At 59.8% G+C, this 17,271-nt stretch carries 20 protein-coding genes and 1 tRNA gene; 17 read left to right on the top strand and 4 right to left on the bottom strand.

Features of this window, described 5'->3' with window-relative positions; translation table 11 throughout:
- The first annotated feature begins 176 nt into the window (after nucleotides 1-176).
- The 17 genes from AC07OV_RS13230 (at nucleotide 177) to AC07OV_RS13150 (ending at nucleotide 13,271) form a co-directional block, all read left to right on the top strand.
- Nucleotides 177-518 carry a ribbon-helix-helix domain-containing protein gene (locus AC07OV_RS13230; protein WP_494997130.1) on the top strand — a complete coding sequence of 114 codons (342 nt, stop codon included), beginning with the start codon at nucleotides 177-179 and terminating at the stop codon, nucleotides 516-518.
- A gap of 164 nt (nucleotides 519-682) precedes the next feature.
- A complete protein-coding gene (locus AC07OV_RS13225) occupies nucleotides 683-904 on the top strand; it encodes an FmdB family zinc ribbon protein (RefSeq protein WP_176994311.1) in 222 nt (73 codons plus the stop codon).
- 107 nt (nucleotides 905-1,011) lie between these two features.
- On the top strand, nucleotides 1,012-2,787 hold the full coding sequence (gene aspS / locus AC07OV_RS13220) for an aspartate--tRNA ligase (RefSeq protein WP_495092372.1): 1,776 nt from the start codon (nucleotides 1,012-1,014) through the stop codon (nucleotides 2,785-2,787).
- Nucleotides 2,788-2,922: 135 nt separating this feature from the next.
- Complete coding sequence (locus AC07OV_RS13215) at nucleotides 2,923-3,669, top strand: YebC/PmpR family DNA-binding transcriptional regulator (RefSeq protein WP_176994309.1); 747 nt, start codon at nucleotides 2,923-2,925, stop codon at nucleotides 3,667-3,669.
- Nucleotides 3,670-3,827: 158 nt separating this feature from the next.
- The gene (gene ruvC, locus AC07OV_RS13210) at nucleotides 3,828-4,352 is read left to right on the top strand and encodes a crossover junction endodeoxyribonuclease RuvC (RefSeq protein WP_105695400.1); all 525 of its coding nucleotides are present in this window, start codon (nucleotides 3,828-3,830) and stop codon (nucleotides 4,350-4,352) included.
- Nucleotides 4,353-4,419: 67 nt separating this feature from the next.
- Nucleotides 4,420-5,031: a Holliday junction branch migration protein RuvA gene (ruvA, locus tag AC07OV_RS13205; RefSeq protein WP_034100169.1), complete on the top strand. Its 612-nt coding sequence runs from the start codon at nucleotides 4,420-4,422 to the stop codon at nucleotides 5,029-5,031.
- A complete protein-coding gene (gene ruvB, locus AC07OV_RS13200; protein ID WP_176994308.1) occupies nucleotides 5,032-6,090 on the top strand; it encodes a Holliday junction branch migration DNA helicase RuvB in 1,059 nt (352 codons plus the stop codon). It begins immediately after the preceding gene.
- A 139-nt stretch (nucleotides 6,091-6,229) separates the two neighbouring features.
- Nucleotides 6,230-6,685 (top strand): tol-pal system-associated acyl-CoA thioesterase, encoded by a 456-nt coding sequence (gene ybgC, locus AC07OV_RS13195; protein WP_176994307.1) that lies wholly within the window; start codon nucleotides 6,230-6,232, stop codon nucleotides 6,683-6,685.
- Between the two features lies 1 nt (nucleotide 6,686).
- Entirely contained in the window at nucleotides 6,687-7,382 is a 696-nt protein-coding gene (gene tolQ, locus AC07OV_RS13190; protein WP_010208111.1) for a protein TolQ, read from the top strand.
- 23 nt (nucleotides 7,383-7,405) lie between these two features.
- Entirely contained in the window at nucleotides 7,406-7,858 is a 453-nt protein-coding gene (gene tolR, locus AC07OV_RS13185; protein WP_161634127.1) for a protein TolR, read from the top strand.
- Nucleotides 7,858-8,931, top strand: coding sequence for a cell envelope integrity protein TolA (tolA, locus tag AC07OV_RS13180; RefSeq protein ID WP_176994306.1), 1,074 nt, complete (start codon nucleotides 7,858-7,860; stop codon nucleotides 8,929-8,931). The genes tolR and tolA overlap by 1 nt, the downstream gene beginning before the upstream one ends.
- 17 nt (nucleotides 8,932-8,948) lie before the next feature.
- On the top strand, nucleotides 8,949-10,229 hold the full coding sequence (gene tolB, locus AC07OV_RS13175; RefSeq protein WP_494997132.1) for a Tol-Pal system beta propeller repeat protein TolB: 1,281 nt from the start codon (nucleotides 8,949-8,951) through the stop codon (nucleotides 10,227-10,229).
- A 55-nt stretch (nucleotides 10,230-10,284) separates the two neighbouring features.
- Nucleotides 10,285-10,785, top strand: coding sequence for a peptidoglycan-associated lipoprotein Pal (pal, locus tag AC07OV_RS13170; protein ID WP_003209827.1), 501 nt, complete (start codon nucleotides 10,285-10,287; stop codon nucleotides 10,783-10,785).
- Between the two features lie 6 nt (nucleotides 10,786-10,791).
- Nucleotides 10,792-11,628 (top strand): tol-pal system protein YbgF, encoded by an 837-nt coding sequence (ybgF, locus tag AC07OV_RS13165; protein WP_176994304.1) that lies wholly within the window; start codon nucleotides 10,792-10,794, stop codon nucleotides 11,626-11,628.
- Nucleotides 11,629-11,793: 165 nt separating this feature from the next.
- A complete protein-coding gene (gene queE / locus AC07OV_RS13160; RefSeq protein WP_495092371.1) occupies nucleotides 11,794-12,441 on the top strand; it encodes a 7-carboxy-7-deazaguanine synthase QueE in 648 nt (215 codons plus the stop codon).
- A gap of 16 nt (nucleotides 12,442-12,457) precedes the next feature.
- Nucleotides 12,458-13,132, top strand: a complete 675-nt coding sequence (queC, locus tag AC07OV_RS13155; RefSeq protein ID WP_495092382.1) for a 7-cyano-7-deazaguanine synthase QueC — start codon at nucleotides 12,458-12,460, stop codon at nucleotides 13,130-13,132.
- Nucleotides 13,133-13,195: 63 nt separating this feature from the next.
- Nucleotides 13,196-13,271, top strand: a tRNA-Lys gene (locus AC07OV_RS13150).
- Between the two features lie 127 nt (nucleotides 13,272-13,398).
- Here AC07OV_RS13150 and pstB read toward each other — a convergent pair.
- From pstB to pstS, 4 genes are all read right to left on the bottom strand, one after another.
- Nucleotides 13,399-14,178 (bottom strand): phosphate ABC transporter ATP-binding protein PstB, encoded by a 780-nt coding sequence (gene pstB, locus AC07OV_RS13145; protein ID WP_494997133.1) that lies wholly within the window; start codon nucleotides 14,176-14,178, stop codon nucleotides 13,399-13,401.
- Complete coding sequence (gene pstA, locus AC07OV_RS13140; RefSeq protein WP_176994301.1) at nucleotides 14,178-15,050, bottom strand: phosphate ABC transporter permease PstA; 873 nt, start codon at nucleotides 15,048-15,050, stop codon at nucleotides 14,178-14,180. The genes pstB and pstA overlap by 1 nt, the downstream gene beginning before the upstream one ends.
- The gene (gene pstC, locus AC07OV_RS13135) at nucleotides 15,047-16,042 is read right to left on the bottom strand and encodes a phosphate ABC transporter permease subunit PstC (protein ID WP_176994412.1); all 996 of its coding nucleotides are present in this window, start codon (nucleotides 16,040-16,042) and stop codon (nucleotides 15,047-15,049) included. Before pstC ends, pstA begins: the two co-directional genes overlap by 4 nt.
- Before the next feature lie 64 nt (nucleotides 16,043-16,106).
- Nucleotides 16,107-17,123 (bottom strand): phosphate ABC transporter substrate-binding protein PstS, encoded by a 1,017-nt coding sequence (pstS, locus tag AC07OV_RS13130; protein WP_495092370.1) that lies wholly within the window; start codon nucleotides 17,121-17,123, stop codon nucleotides 16,107-16,109.
- Between the last annotated feature and the right edge of the window lie 148 nt (nucleotides 17,124-17,271).

Below are 17,271 nucleotides of genomic sequence, written 5' to 3'. Positions count from 1 at the left end.
CTTCCGGGTGGCGCCGTCCGGGCGCCGCTCGCTTGTTTCTCCGTGCTTCCTGGCGTTGTCCTACACCTTTCAACTCCCCGTCTTCTGGCTGCCTTTTGTTGCCTGCTGTTTGATAAGGCCCATTGCCCAATGGGAGAAACCCATGGGCGGCTGTTTGGCAATGGAGTGTCAGGTGTATGTCACGCGGAGTGGGTAATGGAGTGATGGAAACCGGTGGTTTCCATAAGATAAAAATCGATCCCTTTGCCAAGGGGTTCGACATGGGGCTGGCCAAGCCGCTGTCCCGTTCGGTGAGGCTCAATGGGTTTTCCACCTGCCTGCGCCTTGAGCAGATCTATTGGAACATCCTCACGGAGATCGCCAGGATCAACACCTGTTCGGTCAGTGCGTTGTTGTCCTACGTCGACCGGGAAGTGCATTTGCGCCATGGCGGGGTGAAGAACTTCAGCGGTCTGGTCAGGGTGGTGTGCGTGGTTCATGTGCTGACGGGCCGGGCCTGTTCGCACAACCCGGAGTAATCCGACTGCCCGGGGTCGGCCCGCTTCACTGGTGGGCAAGCCCCGGGCAGAAAGCCGGCTGCGCTGCCTCGATTTAACAGATATAATCCCGCGCTTTGCTGCGCATGCCGGGCCTGCCCCGGAACAGGCGTGGCGCAGTAACGTTCGATCGCCGAGACATCGCCATGCCCATGTACGACTATCAATGTGCTTCCTGTGGTCATCAGCTGGAAGCCATTCAGAAGATCAGCGCAGCGCCGCTGGTCGATTGCCCGGCCTGCCAGGCGCCGGAACTCAAGAAGATGTTGTCCATGCCAGGCTTCCGCCTGAGTGGCGGCGGCTGGTACGAGACCGACTTCAAGACCGGCTCGAAGAAGAATCTGGCGGGCGGCGACAAAGCAGACTGAGTTGAACTCAACGCGCAGGCTCCTGCATTATCCGTCCCCTGCTTTAATGTACGGTGACGAGGCGGGCCTCCACCGAATTTCGAATTACGAGAAGTGAAACCACTACCATGATGCGCAGCCACTATTGCGGCCAACTGAACGAGACCCTGGAAGGTCAGGAAATCACCCTTTGCGGATGGGTTCACCGTCGCCGCGACCACGGCGGGGTGATCTTCCTCGATATCCGTGATCGTGATGGTCTGGCCCAGGTGGTGTTCGACCCGGACCGCGCCGAAAGCTTCGCCGCTGCCGACCGCGTGCGCAGCGAATACGTCGTGAAAATCACCGGCAAGGTTCGCCTGCGTCCGGCCGGTGCCGTGAACAAGAACATGGCCTCCGGTGGCATCGAAGTACTGGGTTACGACCTGGAAGTGCTGAACGAATCGGAAACCCCGCCGTTCCCACTCAACGAATACTCCGATGTGGGCGAAGAAACCCGCCTGCGCTACCGCTTCCTGGACCTGCGTCGTCCGGAAATGGCCGAGAAGCTGCGACTGCGTTCGCGCATGACCACCAGCATCCGCCGCTTCCTCGACGAAAACGGCTTCCTGGACGTGGAAACGCCGATCCTGACCCGGGCCACCCCGGAAGGTGCGCGTGACTACCTGGTGCCGAGCCGTACTCACGCCGGTTCGTTCTTCGCCCTGCCGCAATCGCCGCAGCTGTTCAAGCAACTGCTGATGGTGGCCGGCTTCGACCGTTACTACCAGATCGCCAAGTGCTTCCGCGACGAAGACCTGCGCGCCGACCGCCAGCCGGAATTCACCCAGATCGACATCGAGACCAGCTTCCTCGATGAAAAAGAGATCATGGGCCTGACCGAGCAGATGATCCGCAACCTGTTCAAGGAAGTGCTGAACCTGGAGTTCGGTGATTTCCCGCACATGACCTTCGAAGAAGCCATGCGCCGCTACGGTTCCGACAAGCCAGACCTGCGTAACCCGCTGGAACTGGTGGACGTGGCTGATCAACTGAAAGAAGTCGAGTTCAAGGTGTTCAGCGGCCCGGCCAATGACCCTAAATGCCGCATTGCCGCTCTGCGAGTACCAGGCGGCGCGAGCATGCCGCGCAAGCAGATCGACGACTACACCAAGTTCGTCGGCATCTACGGTGCCAAGGGCCTGGCGTACATCAAGGTCAACGAGCGCGCCAACGGCATTGACGGCCTGCAATCGCCGATCGTGAAAAACATCCCGCTGGACAACCTGAACGCGATCCTCGACCGCGTGGGTGCCGTCGACGGCGACATCGTGTTCTTCGGCGCCGACAAGGCCAAGATCGTCAGCGAAGCCTTGGGCGCGCTGCGCATCAAGCTGGGTCACGACCTGAACCTGCTGACCTGCGAGTGGGCCCCGATGTGGGTCGTTGACTTCCCGATGTTCGAAGAGAACGACGACGGCAGCTTCAGCGCCTTGCACCACCCGTTCACCGCGCCGAAGTGCTCCCCGGCCGAGCTGGAAGCCAACCCGGCTGGCGCGCTGTCCCGTGCCTACGACATGGTGCTCAACGGCACTGAGTTGGGTGGCGGTTCGATCCGTATCCACCGTAAAGAGATGCAGCAAGCGGTATTCCGCCTGTTGGGCATCAACGAAGCGGAACAGGAAGAGAAGTTCGGCTTCCTGCTCGACGCCCTGAAATACGGCGCACCGCCGCACGGTGGCCTGGCCTTCGGCCTGGACCGCCTGGTGATGCTGATGACCGGCGCCCAGTCGATCCGTGAAGTGATCGCCTTCCCGAAAACCCAGAGTGCTGCGGACGTCATGACCCAGGCTCCGGGCGTGGTGGATGCCAAGGCTCTGCGCGAACTGCACATCCGTCTGCGCGAGACGCCAAAGGCTGAGTAAGGCTGCTGCGTGAAAGCGCACTGAGGTTTACGCAGTCTAAAAAGGCGCATCTTCGGATGCGCCTTTGCGTTAAAGGACTACCTCCCGCCTGGGGCGGGGTTGATCAAGGTTTCTACAGAATTTCGGAGTTGTGTTATGGCTGGCCATTCCAAGTGGGCGAACATCAAGCACCGCAAAGAGCGTCAGGATGCCAAGAAAGGCAAGATCTTCACCAAGTGGATCCGCGAGCTGACCGTCGCTGCCCGCCAGGGCGGTGGTGACCCGGGTTCCAACCCGCGTCTGCGCCTGGCGCTGGACAAGGCCCTTGGCGCGAACATGAGCCGCGACATCATCGACCGCGCCGTGGCCCGTGGTGCCGGTGCTGCCGATACGGACGACATGGTCGAGCTGAGCTATGAAGGCTACGGCCCGGGTGGCGTGGCGGTGATGGTCGAGTGCATGACCGACAACCGCAACCGCACCGCAGCGGCCGTGCGCCATGCGTTCAGCAAGTGCGGCGGCAACCTCGGCACCGACGGTTCGGTGGCCTACCTGTTCGAGCGCAAGGGGCAGATTTCCTTCGCACCGGGTACGGATGAAGACGCGTTGATGGAAGCGGCCATGGAAGCCGATGCCGATGACGTGGTCACCAACGAAGACGGCTCCATCGACGTGTTCACTTCGTTTGCCAGTTTCTACGCCGTGCGTAATGCTCTTGAGGCCGCTGGCTTCAAAGGCACTGACGCAGAAATCGTGATGCTGCCGACCACCAGCGCCGAGCTGGACCTGGAAGGCGCGCAGAAAGTGCTGAAGATGCTGGATATGCTCGAAGACCTGGATGATGTGCAGAACGTGTATTCCAATGCCGACATCCCGGAGGATGTGGCTGCGCAGCTAGTCTGAGGTATGACGTAGATCAAAATGTGGGAGCGGGCTTGCCCGCGAATGCGGTGTACCAGTCGCTGAAAATGTTGGCTGATCCACCGTCTTCGCGGGCAAGCCCGCTCCCACATTGGATCTTCTTTGTAGCAGAAATTGTGTTTACCCAACCCGCAGGCGTTATGACTTTAATCCTAGGTATCGACCCCGGTTCGCGCATCACCGGTTTTGGCGTGGTGCAACAAACCCCTCGCGGCTGCATCTATGTCGCCTCGGGTTGCATCCGCACCGGCGCAGGCGAGCTGGCCGAGCGCCTGCAGATCGTCTATCGCGGTGTACGGGAAGTGATCCAGACCTACGGGCCGGTCACCATGGGCATCGAAAAGGTGTTCATGGCAAAGAATGCCGACTCCGCGCTGAAACTTGGCCAGGCCCGTGGCGCGGCCATCGTTGCCGGGGCGGAGGAGGGCCTGGAAATTGCCGAATACACCGCGACCCAGGTCAAGCAGGCCGTGGTCGGCACCGGTGCGGCCAACAAGGAGCAGGTGCAGATGATGGTCATGCACATGCTCAAGCTCACCGCCAAACCGCAAATCGACGCCTCCGACGCCCTGGCCATCGCCATTTGCCACGCCCATACCCGCTCCAGCCTGCTGCCTCACGGCCTGGGCACTGCACGCAGTCGTGGCGGGCGGCTGCGTCTCTGATAGCATCAGCGCAATCGTTTTTTCCGGTCAGGCCTTGATCTGACCCTACGCTTTAAGGATTCGAACCGTGATAGGACGCTTGCGCGGCACCCTGGCTGAGAAACAGCCGCCGCACCTGATTCTGGATGTGAACGGGCTGGGCTATGAGCTGGAAGTGCCCATGACCACCCTGTATCGCCTTCCGTCAGTCGGCGAGCCGCTGACCCTGCATACCCACCTCGTTGTGCGCGAAGATGCGCAATTGCTCTATGGTTTCATTGGCAAGCGCGACCGTGACTTCTTCCGTGAGCTGATCCGCCTCAACGGCGTGGGACCCAAGCTGGCCCTGGCGCTGATGTCGAGTCTGGAAGTGGATGAACTGGTGCGTGCCGTTTCCGCCCAGGACACCTCGGCCCTGACCAAGGTGCCGGGCGTGGGCAAGAAAACCGCAGAACGCCTGCTGGTAGAGCTCAAGGACCGCTTCAAGGCCTGGGAAGTCGTGCCAAGCATGTTTGCCCTGGTGCCGAACCAGCCGGACATGCCGGCGAGCCAGGTGGCCAGTGCCGAAAGCGATGCGGTCAGCGCGTTGATCTCCCTGGGCTACAAACCCCAGGAGGCCAGCAAGGCCGTATCGGCCATCAAGGACAAGAACCTGAGCAGCGAAGACATGATCCGCCGAGCCCTGAAGGGAATGATTTAAGTGATTGAAGCTGATCGTCTGATCGCGGCCACCGGCCCACGCGACCGTGAAGAAATCCAGGACCGGGCCATCCGCCCCCTGAGCCTGGCCGACTACATCGGCCAGCCCACCGTGCGCGAGCAGATGGAACTGTTCATCCAGGCGGCGCGCGGGCGCAGCGAGTCGCTGGACCACACGCTGATCTTCGGCCCGCCAGGCCTGGGCAAGACCACCCTGGCCAATATCATCGCCCAGGAAATGGGCGTGTCGATCAAGTCCACCTCGGGCCCGGTACTGGAACGTCCAGGCGACCTGGCAGCGCTGCTGACCAACCTTGAACCCCACGACGTGCTGTTTATCGACGAAATCCACCGGCTCTCGCCCATCGTCGAAGAAGTGCTGTACCCGGCCATGGAAGACTTCCAGCTCGACATCATGATCGGCGAGGGGCCTGCGGCCCGTTCGATCAAGCTCGACCTGCCGCCGTTCACCCTGGTGGGGGCGACGACCCGTGCGGGCATGTTGACCAACCCGCTGCGAGACCGTTTCGGCATCGTTCAACGTCTAGAGTTCTATAGCACCGGCGACCTGGCGACCATTGTCAGCCGTTCGGCGGGCATTCTCGGTTTGCCGCTGGACCCGGAAGGCGCCTTTGAAATCGCCCGTCGCGCCCGTGGCACGCCGCGCATTGCCAACCGTTTGCTGCGCCGTGTGCGCGACTTTGCCGAAGTGCGGGCCAAGGGGCACATCACCAAGGCCGTGGCCGACCTGGCCTTGAACCTGTTGGACGTGGACGAGCATGGCTTTGATCACCAGGATCGGCGCCTGCTACTGACCATGATCGAGAAGTTCGACGGTGGTCCGGTGGGTGTGGACAGCCTGGCGGCGGCCATCAGCGAGGAGCGTCATACCATCGAGGACGTGCTGGAGCCGTACCTGATCCAGCAGGGCTACATCATGCGCACGCCGAGGGGGCGGGTAGTGACGCGCCATGCCTATTTGCACTTTGGGTTAAATATTCCGTCACGATTGGGCGAGATGCCCGTGGTAGACGAATTCCTCGATGCAGTGGACGATTAAAAAGGTCGCGACAGTCGATTTATCTGAAGTTTGTGCTGTCCTAGTGGCTGGTGGCGTCATTCAGTCACCGAAAATGTTTCGACGGATGAAAAAACAGTTGCCCAGCCGGATTGGCAACCTGAGGAGTAAGCACTAGAGTATGCGCGCGCAAAACGGGGATCAGTCGTTCGCACATCGCTGTCGCGTTTATTACGAGGACACCGATGCGGGCGGCATCGTGTATTACGTCAACTACCTCAAGTTCATGGAGCGGGCTCGAACCGAGCGGCTACGGGAGCTGGGCTTTGCCCAATCCCAGCTGGCAGGGGAGGACCTGTTATTCGTCGTGCATTCCAGCGAGGCGCGGTACCACGCGCCGGCGCGGCTGGACGATGAATTGTTGGTCAGCGCTGAAGTAATCGAATTGAACCGTGTCAGCCTGCGCTTTAAACAGCAGGTCAGGCGGGCATCGGATGCAACGCTGCTCTGTGAGGGGCAGTTCCTGGTGGCCTGTGTGCGCACCAATAGTTTGAAACCCCGGGCCATTCCCGAAGCTCTACGTGCGGCCTTTGCCGACGTAAGCGGCGCGGGTAAACAATCAAAGCAGGAGATTTAGCGTGGAACCTACCGTCGTCGACCATTCCTCCATGTGGAGCCTGGTCAGCAATGCCAGTGTTGTGGTTCAACTGGTCATGCTGACCCTGGTAGCCGCATCGGTTACCTCTTGGGTCATGATTTTTCAGCGCAGCAACCTGCTGCGTGCCGGTCGACGTGCCCTGGAGAGCTTCGAGGAGCGCTTCTGGTCGGGGATCGACCTGTCCAAGCTGTATCGCCAGGCCGGCAGCAACCCGGACCCGGATTCGGGCGTCGAGCAGATCTTCCGCGCCGGCTTCAAGGAGTTCTCCCGTCTGCGCCAGCAGCCCGGTGTTGACCCGGAAGCGGTGATGGAAGGCGTGGCCCGTGCCATGCGCGTTGCCATCTCCCGCGAAGAAGAGAAACTGGAACAGAGCCTGCCGTTCCTCGCCACCGTCGGTTCCGTAAGCCCGTACATCGGCCTGTTCGGTACCGTGTGGGGCATCATGAACTCCTTCCGTGGCCTGGCCCAGGCGCAGCAAGCGACCCTGGCCACCGTGGCCCCGGGTATCGCCGAAGCCCTGATCGCCACCGCGATCGGCCTGTTCGCTGCCATCCCCGCAGTAATTGCCTACAACCGTTTTGCCGCCCGTGGCGAAAACCTGATTGGCCGTTACTACACCTTCGCCGATGAATTCCAGGCGATCCTGCACCGTAAAGTGCACACCAGCGAAGAATAAGCAGGTATTTCCCGATGGCTTTAATCACTCGAGCACGCACCAAGCGCAAGCCGGTCGCCGAGATGAACGTAGTGCCTTACATCGACGTGATGCTGGTGCTGCTGGTGATCTTCATGGTGACCGCGCCGATGCTCAACCAGGGTGTGAAGGTTGACCTGCCCAAGGTTTCCAGCGAAGCCTTGCCCCAGGACAACAACACCCAGGTGCTGACCATTTCGATCAAGTCCGACAAGACCTATTACTGGAACCTTGGCAGCGAAGTCGACACTCAGAAGCAGCAGGACAAGGCGCTGACCTTGCCGGCAATGACCGATGCGGTGACCAAGATCATTCGCTCCGGCAACGAAGGCGGCAAGCACACCCAGGTCTTCATCCGCGGTGACAAGGCGGTCGACTACGGCTCCGTCATGGGCGCCATGGGCGGGCTGCAGAAGGCCGGCGTGGGTAACGTTGGCTTGATTACCGAGGCGCCCTGATGCAGCAACAGCGAGAGCCGTCCGCCTCGGAAAGCTACTTCTGGCCTAGCGTCTGGGCAATTGCCCTGCACGTCCTGGTGTTTGGCATGCTGTTCGTCAGCTTTGCCATGACCCCGGACCTGCCGCCAGCCAAGCCGATCGTGCAGGCGACCCTGTATCAGCTGAAATCGAAAAGTCAGGCCACTACCCAGACCAATCAGAAGATTGCGGGTGAGGCCCAGAAGTCGGCTGCGCGCCAGACTGAAGTCGAGCAGATGGAACAGAAGAAGGTCGAGCAGGAAGCGGTGAAGGCTGCTGCGGAACAAAAGAAAGAAGAGGCGGCTCAAAAGGCCGAGGAATCGAAAAAGGCTGACGAAGCGAAGAAGGCCGACGAGGCGAAAAAGGCTGATGAAGCCAAGAAAGCCGAGAAAGCTGCCGAAGCGAAAAAGGCCGAAGAGAAACAATTGGCTGATATAGCCAAGAAGAAAGCCGAAGACGAAGCGAAGAAAGCTGCTGAAGAAGAGGCCAAGAAAAAGGCCGCTGAAGACGCCAAGAAGAAAATAGTCGAAGACGCGAAGAAGAAAGCCGCCGAAGACGCCAAGAAAAAAGCTGAAGCAGACGAGGCGAAGAAGAAAATCGCCGACGACGCGAAGAAGAAAGCTGCCGCCGACGCCACCAAGAAAAAGGCCCAGGAAGCAGCGCGCAAATCCGCCGAAGAGAAAAAGGCCCAGGCCTTGGCAGACTTGCTCTCCGACACGCCGCAGCGTCAGCAAGCCTTGGCCGATGAGCAGGGTGATCAAGTTGCGGGCAGTTTCGACGACCTGATTCGAGCGCGCGCAGCAGAAGGCTGGACACGTCCTCCTTCGGCACGCAAAGGCATGAAAGTGGTACTGCAGATCGGTATGTTGCCGGACGGTACGGTGGCTTCGGTCGGCGTGGCCAGTTCCAGTGGCGATGGATCGTTCGACAGTTCGGCGGTTGCAGCGGTCAAGAACATTGGCCGGTTGACCGAGATGCAGGGAATGAAACCAAGTGACTTCGCTCCCTATCGTTCATTCAAGATGACATTCACACCTGAGGATCTAGCCCCGTGAGAAACATTCTTCGAGGAATGCTTGTCGTTATTTGCTGTATGGCAGGGATAGCGGCGGCGGATGAAAAGAACATCCTGGTCACCAGCGGTAGCGATCGGGCCACCCCGATTGCCGTCGTACCGTTTGGCTGGCAGGGCGGCAGCGTGCTGCCGGACGACATGGCCCAGATCGTCAGCGACGACCTGCGCAACTCCGGTTACTACGCGCCCATCGACAAAGGCAACATGATCAGCCAGCCGACCCAGGCCAGCGAAGTCATCTTCCGCGACTGGAAAGCCGTGGGCGCGCAGTACCTGATGGTGGGCAATATCACGCCGGCCGGTGGTCGTCTGCAAATCACCTACACCTTGTTCAACGTGGCGACTGAGCAGCAGGTCCTGACCGGCAGCGTCTCGGGTACTGCCGAACAGATTCGCGACATGGCCCACTACATTTCGGACCAGTCGTTTGAAAAGCTCACCGGTATCAAGGGTGCGTTCTCGACACGCCTGCTGTACGTCACGGCTGAACGTTTCTCTGTAGACAACACTCGTTACACTTTGCAGCGTTCGGACTATGACGGCGCCCGTGCCGTGACCTTGCTGCAATCCCGTGAGCCAATCCTGTCGCCGCGCTTTGCGCCGGACGGCAAGCGTATTGCCTACGTGTCTTTCGAACAGAAGCGTCCGCGTATCTTCGTCCAGCACATCGATACTGGCCGTCGTGAGCAGATCACCAACTTCGAAGGCCTCAACGGTGCGCCTGCCTGGTCGCCGGATGGTTCGCGCCTGGCGTTCGTGCTCTCCAAGGACGGTAACCCGGATATCTACGTGATGAACATGGCTTCGCGCCAGATCACGCGTGCAACCAGCGGCCCGGGTATCAACACTGAACCGTTCTGGGGCAAGGATGGTTCGACCATCTACTTCACCTCCGACCGTGGCGGCAAGCCACAAGTCTATAAGGCGAACGTGAATGGTGGTGGTGCAGAGCGCGTTACTTTTATTGGTAACTACAACGCCAACCCTAAACTTTCGGCCGATGAAAAGACGTTGGTAATGATTCACCGTCAGGATGGTTTCACTAATTTCCGGGTTGCGGCCCAGGATTTGCAGCGTGGAACGGTAAAAATCCTTACAGATACCAACCTTGATGAGTCAGCCACTGTTGCGCCCAACGGCACCATGGTAATCTACGCCACCCGCCAGCAGGGCCGGGGAGTCTTGATGCTCGTGTCCATTAATGGACGTGTAAGGCTCCCACTTCCTACCGCTCAAGGCGAAGTCAGAGAACCATCCTGGTCCCCTTACCTGAACTGACGCGGCGCTACAAAAAGATTTGCTTAACACACTGGGGTTCATTAGGAGTTTCACGATGGAAATGCTGAAGTTTGGTAAGTTTGCTGCTCTGGCTCTGGCTCTGTCCGTAGCCGTTGGTTGCTCGTCTAAAGGCGGCGACAATGCCGGTGAAGGCGCAGCTGTTGATCCAAACGCTGGTTACGGCGCTAACACTGGTGCAGTTGACGGCTCCCTGAGCGAAGAAGCTGCTCTGCGCGCTATCACCACTTTCTACTTCGAATACGACAGTTCGGACCTGAAGCCAGAAGCCATGCGCGCTCTGGACGTTCACGCGAAGGACCTGAAAGCTAACGGCGCTCGCGTTGTTCTGGAAGGTAACACTGACGAACGTGGTACTCGTGAGTACAACATGGCACTGGGCGAGCGTCGTGCGAAAGCCGTTCAGCGCTACCTGGTACTGCAAGGTGTTGCTCCAGGCCAACTGGAACTGGTTTCCTACGGTAAAGAGCGTCCAGTTGCTACTGGCCACGACGAGCAGTCCTGGGCTCAAAACCGTCGCGTCGAACTGCGTAAGTAATTAGTCATGCGAACGTGCCGTCGTGCTCTAACTGTATTGGCTCTCAGCCTCGCACCGCTTGCGGTGTGGGCTGCGGTTCCTGTGGAAGATAGCAACTCTGGCTATAACAATAGCGGGAGCAGTTATCCGCCAGCGGGTTATGGCACGAACGGCGCCTATGCGGGGGGAGCGGCTACGTCCGCTCCCTCGGCACAGGGCGAACTGTTCAACCAGCTGCAACGTATGCAGGATCAATTGGCGCAGCAACAAGGCACCATTGAAGTTCTGCAGAATCAAGTGAACCAGCTGAAGCAAGAAGGCCTGGAGCGATACCAGGATCTTGACCGACGCATTGGAGCCGGCGTTCAACCTGCCGCAACTCCTGATAATTCTTCTGCCGGTGGCGCGCCAAGCGCCGCTGCCGGTGGTGCCGCAGCAGGGGCCGCGGCTGCCAGCCAAGCCCCTGCCGCCAGCAGCGAACCGGGTGATCCGGCGAAGGAAAAGCTGTATTACGACGCAGCCTTCGACCTGATCAAAGCCAAGGATTTCGATAAGGCCAGCCAGGCTTTTACCGCATTCCTGCGCAAATACCCAAACAGCCAGTACGCGGGCAACGCCCAGTACTGGTTGGGTGAGGTGAACCTGGCCAAGGGTGATCTGCAAGCCGCAGGCCAGGCCTTTGCCAAGGTCAGCCAGCTGTACCCCAAGCACGCCAAGGTGCCGGATTCGCTGTACAAACTCGCTGACGTAGAGCGCCGCCTGGGTCATACCGACAAGGTCAAAGGCATTCTGCAGCAGGTGGTGGCCCAGTATCCGGGGACATCCGCTGCGCAGTTGGCTCAACGGGATTTGCAACGCTTGTAAGCGATGTTTGCCCGTTTAGAAGAAACCCGCGCCTGGCGCGGGTTTTTTCGTTAGAATCCACGCCCTTTTATGAAACACGCTCCTTGGGGTCTACGCGTTGGCGGGATCCCTTGAAGTGCCTGACGGAGGCGGACAGCCTGTTTAGCTGTTACGCCCGTGGCGACTATGCAAGACACATTACGCATCACCGAAGTTTTTTACTCGTTACAGGGTGAAACGCGAACGGCTGGCCTGCCCACTGTATTTGTGCGGCTGACCGGTTGCCCTTTGCGTTGCCAATACTGTGACAGCGCCTACGCCTTCAGTGGCGGCACTGTGCGCACCCTCGAAGACATCCTGGAGCAGGTTGCCAGTTACCGGCCGCGCTACGTCTGTGTGACGGGCGGCGAGCCCCTGGCCCAGCCCAATGCCATCCCTTTGCTCCAGCAGCTGTGTGACGCCGGTTACGAGGTGTCCCTGGAAACCAGCGGCGCCCTGGATATCTCTGCGGTCGACCCGCGTGTGAGCCGCGTGGTCGACCTCAAGACCCCGGGCTCCAAGGAGGCGCATCGCAACCGCTACGAGAACATCGAGCTGCTGACGGCCAACGACCAGGTCAAGTTCGTCATCTGTTCCCGTGAAGACTACGACTGGGCGAACTCCAAGCTGATCCAATACAGCCTGGATCGTCGTGCGGGCGAGGTGCTGTTCTCTCCCAGCCATCACGACCTGAACGCACGGGACCTGGCCGACTGGGTGGTTGCCGATAACCTGCCCGTACGCCTGCAGTTGCAGTTACACAAATACCTTTGGAATGACGAGCCGGGACGCTGATATGACTGAACCCACGATTGATCAAAAACGCGCTGTAATCCTGTTGTCCGGTGGCCTCGACTCCGCCACCGTGGTCGCGATGGCCCAGGCAGAAGGCTACAGCTGCTACACCATGAGCTTCGATTACGGGCAGCGCCATCGCGCCGAGCTGAATGCCGCCGCGCGCGTGGCCCGTGAGAGGGGGGTGGTCGAGCACAAGGTGATCGGCCTCAACCTCAACGGCATTGGCGGCTCCGCATTGACCGACAGCAGCATCGACGTGCCCGAAGCGCCGAGTGAAGGCATCCCGATCACCTACGTGCCGGCTCGCAACACCGTGTTCCTGTCCCTGGCCCTGGGTTGGGCCGAAGTGCTCAACGCCCGTGACATCTTTATCGGCGTGAATGCGGTGGACTATTCCGGCTATCCGGACTGCCGTCCGGAGTTCGTCGAGTCGTTCGAGCGCATGGCCAACCTGGCGACAAAGGCCGGTGTCGAGGGGCAGGGCTTCCGTATCCTCGCGCCGCTGCAGAACCTGAGCAAGGCCGATATCGTGAAGGCTGGTGTAGGACTTGGCGTCGATTACTCGCTGACAGTTTCCTGCTATCAGGCAGACGATGACGGCCGTGCTTGTGGGAAATGTGATAGCTGCCGACTGCGTGCAGAAGGCTTCCAAGCGGCCGGAATTGCGGACCCCACGCGTTATTTCTGATTTATTTAAAATAAGGTATTGAATAATCCTTAGAAATCAGTATTATACGCGCCACCACACAGCGGGTCGTTAGCTCAGTTGGTAGAGCAGTTGGCTTTTAACCAATTGGTCGTAGGTTCGAATCCCACACGACCCACCATTTTTGGCGGTTTAGAAAATCCGGAAGGCCCACGAAAGTGAGGATTTCCGGGTTTTTTTTTGCCTTGCGAAAACACAACGGGGGAGCCCCCTTAAGGGCTCCCCCGTTTTTTTTGGCCTTGCGGCTATCAGCCAAAGCGCCCGGTGATGTAGTCCTCGGTCTGCTTCATCTTCGGCTTGGTGAAGATCTCATCGGTATTGCCATACTCGATCAGCTCCCCCATGAACATAAACGCGGTGTTGTCTGACACCCGCGCCGCCTGCTGCATGTTGTGGGTCACGATGATCACCGTGTATTGGGTCTTCAGCTCGGTGATCAATTGTTCGATACGCCCGGTCGAGATCGGGTCGAGTGCCGACGTAGGCTCGTCCAGCAGCAATACCTGCGGGCGCAACGCGATGGTGCGGGCGATGCACAAACGCTGCTGCTGGCCGCCTGAGAGGCTCTGGGCGCTCTGGTTGAGCTTGTCCTTCACCTCGTCCCACAGGGCGCCACCACGCAAGGCTTGCTCGACGCGGTCATTCATCTCGCGCCGCGACAGTTTCTCGTGATGGCGCACCGCGTAGGCGATGTTGTCGTAGATCGACATCGGAAACGGCACGGGTTTCTGGAACACCATGCCGACGTGGCTGCGCAGGCGGTTCATCGAATAGCCGGGGGCCAGGATGTTCTCGCCATTGAGCAGCACTTCGCCGCGCGCTTCCTGCTTCGGGTACATCGAGTAGATGCGGTTGAACACGCGCAGCAGCGTGGACTTGCCGCAGCCCGACGGGCCGATGATGGCGGTGATGCGTTTTTCCGGGATATCGATGTCGATGGATTTCAGGGAGCGCTGGTTGTTGTAGAAAAACTCCAACCCACGCACACGGATTTTGGTTTTTTCGTGATCTATGCCGGTGGCGTCCATCAGTGAGACCTATTGCGTAAAAGGATCAGGCGAGATGCCAGGCTGAGCAGCAGCACGAACAACGTCAGGACCAATGCACCGGCCCAGGCGAGGGCGTGCCAGTCTTCGAACGGGCTCATGGCGTACTGGAAAATAACCACGGGGACACTGGCAATCGGCTTGAGTAGGTTGCTGCTCCAGAACTGGTTGCCGAAAGCGGTAAACAGCAGGGGCGCGGTTTCCCCGGTGATCCGGGCCAAGGCGAGCAGGATGCCCGTCACCACACCGGCCTTGGCCGCCCTCAGCACGATCTGCAGCGTCAACTTCCATTGCGGCACACCCAGGGCCAGCGCCGCTTCACGCATGGTCGAGGGTTGCAGTTGGAGCATTTCATCGGTGGTGCGCACCACCACCGGAATCACCAGCAGGGCCAAGGCCAATGCGCCGGCGATGGCGGAAAACCCCACCTGGTGGTTGGTGAGCAGGTTCAGCGGCAGGATGACGGCGGTGTAGACAAACAGCCCCAGCACGATCGACGGCGCGGACAGCAGGATGTCGTTGATGAACCGCACCGTGGTGCCCAAGCGTGAGTGGCGCGCGAACTCGGCCAGCCAGATACCGGCCATCAAACCGATGGGCGTGCCGATCAGCAAGGCAATCGCCGACATCAGCGCACTGCCATAAAACGCGTTGGCCAGGCCGCCTTCGGTGCCGGGTGGTGGGGTCATCTGGCTGAACAGGCGCAGGTTCAGCGCCTGGAAGCCGTTGATGATGGTTGTCAGCAGGATCCACGCCAGCCACAACAGGCCAAAGGCGGTGGCGGCACAACTGAGGAACATCGCCACGCCATTTTTGAGTGCACGTTTGCGGTAGAGGCGTTCGTTGGGACTCATAACCCCTCCTTGCGGGACAGACGCATGAGCAGCAGCCGGGCCAGTGCCAGCACGACAAAGGTCACGATAAACAGCAGGAAGCCCAGGGCGATCAGCGCGGAGCGGTGCAGGTCGGTGTAGGCCTCGCTGAACTCGTTGGCGATGACCGACGCGATGGAACTGCTCGGCATCAGCAACGACGCAGAAAACTGCTGCGCGTTGCCCAGCACGAAGGTGACCGCCATGGTCTCCCCGAGTGCGCGGCCCAGGCCGAGGAAGATGCCGCCGACCACCGCCGAGCGTGTGTAGGGCAGGACAATGTCCCACACCACTTCCCACGTGGTGCTGCCCAGGGCGTAGGCCGATTCCTTCAACTGCGTCGGCACGCTGCGAAACACTTCATGCATCACCGACGTGATGAACGGCATGATCATCACCGCCAGCACAATGCCTGCGGTCAGCATGCCAATCCCCAACGGTGGGCCCTGGAACAGCGAGCCGACGAAGGGCAGGGCGCCTAGGTAATCGTTGATCAGCGGAGACAAGTGCTCGGCCATGAACGGCCCGAACACGAACAGCCCCCACATGCCGTAGATGATCGATGGGATGCCAGCCAGCAACTCGATGGCCGACGCCACCGGCATTTTCAGCCAGGGCGGTGCCACTTCTGTCAGGAAGATCGCGATGCCAAAACTCACCGGCACCGCAATCAGCAAGGCCAGGAAAGAGGTCACGAGGGTGCCGTAGATGGGCACCACGGCGCCAAAGTGGTTATTGACCGCATCCCACTCGGTGCTGGTGATGAAGTCGAAACCGAAGGTGCGGAAGGCCAGGCCTCCGCCCCAAAGCGTCGAGGCCGCGATACTGGCCAGCAATAGCAGCACCAGCATGGCGGCCCCGAACATCGAGCGTTTGAACCACAGATCGTGGCGTTGATCGCGAGCGGCGCGGCGGTCGCCGTGTGTGTCGCTGGCGTGAGTGGTCATAACCAGAGGTTGGACGGTGTCGTTCATATCAGATGTGCTCACCGTCGCCCTCAATCACCCAGGTGACTGAGGGCGGTGGTCGTAGGGCGAATCAGTGGGTGAAGTCAGACTTCCAGTAACCTTCGATTCGCGACACCAGGGAGTCCGGCAGTGCTACGTAGTCCAACGCTGCCGCCTGCTGTTGGCCTTTTTCCAGCGACCACTTGAAGAAGCTGAACGCCGCCTGGCTTTGCTCAGCATTCTTGGGCTGCTTGTACATGATGATCCAGGTAGTGGCGGTGATCGGCCATGCGCCTTCGCCCGGGGCGTTGGTCATGATCAGGTTGAAGTCCTTGGCGCTGGCCCAGTCGGCGGTGTCTGCAGCCGCCTGGAAGGCCTTGGCGTTAGGCTCGACGAATTTACCCGTAGCGTTTTTCAGCTGGGCGAAGGTCATTTTGTTCTGCAGCGCGTAGGCGTATTCCACGAAGCCGATGGAGTTCTTGATCTGCTTCACGTAGGCCGAAACACCTTCGTTGCCTTTGCCGCCCACACCCACTGGCCAGGGTACGGTGGTGCCGAAACCGATCTTGGTTTTCCAGCTGTCACTGACCTTGGACAGGTAGTTGGTGAAGTTGTACGAGGTGCCAGAACCGTCAGAGCGATGCACCACGGTGATGTTTGCGCTGGGCAGTTTCACGCCGGGGTTGAGGGCGGCGATGGCCGGATCGTTCCAGGCCTTGATGTCACCGAGGAAGATTTTCGCCAGGGTGTCGCCGTCGAGTTTCAGCTGGCCAGCGGCCACGCCCTCGATGTTCATCACCGGCACGATGCCGCCGATCACGCTGGGGAATTGGCCCAGGCCGCCAGCTTTCAGGTCATCGGCCGACAGCGGGGCGTCGGAGGCGCCGAAGTCGACGGTGGCCGCCTTGATCTGGGCGATGCCGCCGCCCGAACCGATCGACTGGTAGTTGATGCGGTTGCTGGAATTCTTGCTGTAGTCCTGGGACCACTTGGACAGCACCGGGTACACGAAGCTGGAGCCGGCACCGGTCACGTCGGTGGCGTGGGCGACGCCGCTCAGGCACAGGGCGGTCAACAAAACAGACAGACTTTTTTTAGTCGGCAACATCACGACAACACCTCAAGGGAAGGGGTAAGTGGAAGGGTCCACCTGTCTAAGACGTGACGATTTAATTCCCGATATGTGTCTTTTTGATGACGGTTTGGCTTTATGAAGAAACATTTAGAAATGTTTGCGATTGACGGTGCCGAGCGCC

It is taken from the genome of Pseudomonas sp. GW821-FHT09A09 (assembly GCF_059418405.1).
The sequence above is the reverse complement of the archived record's forward strand: the minus strand, read 5'-3'. Positions and strand labels throughout refer to the sequence as shown.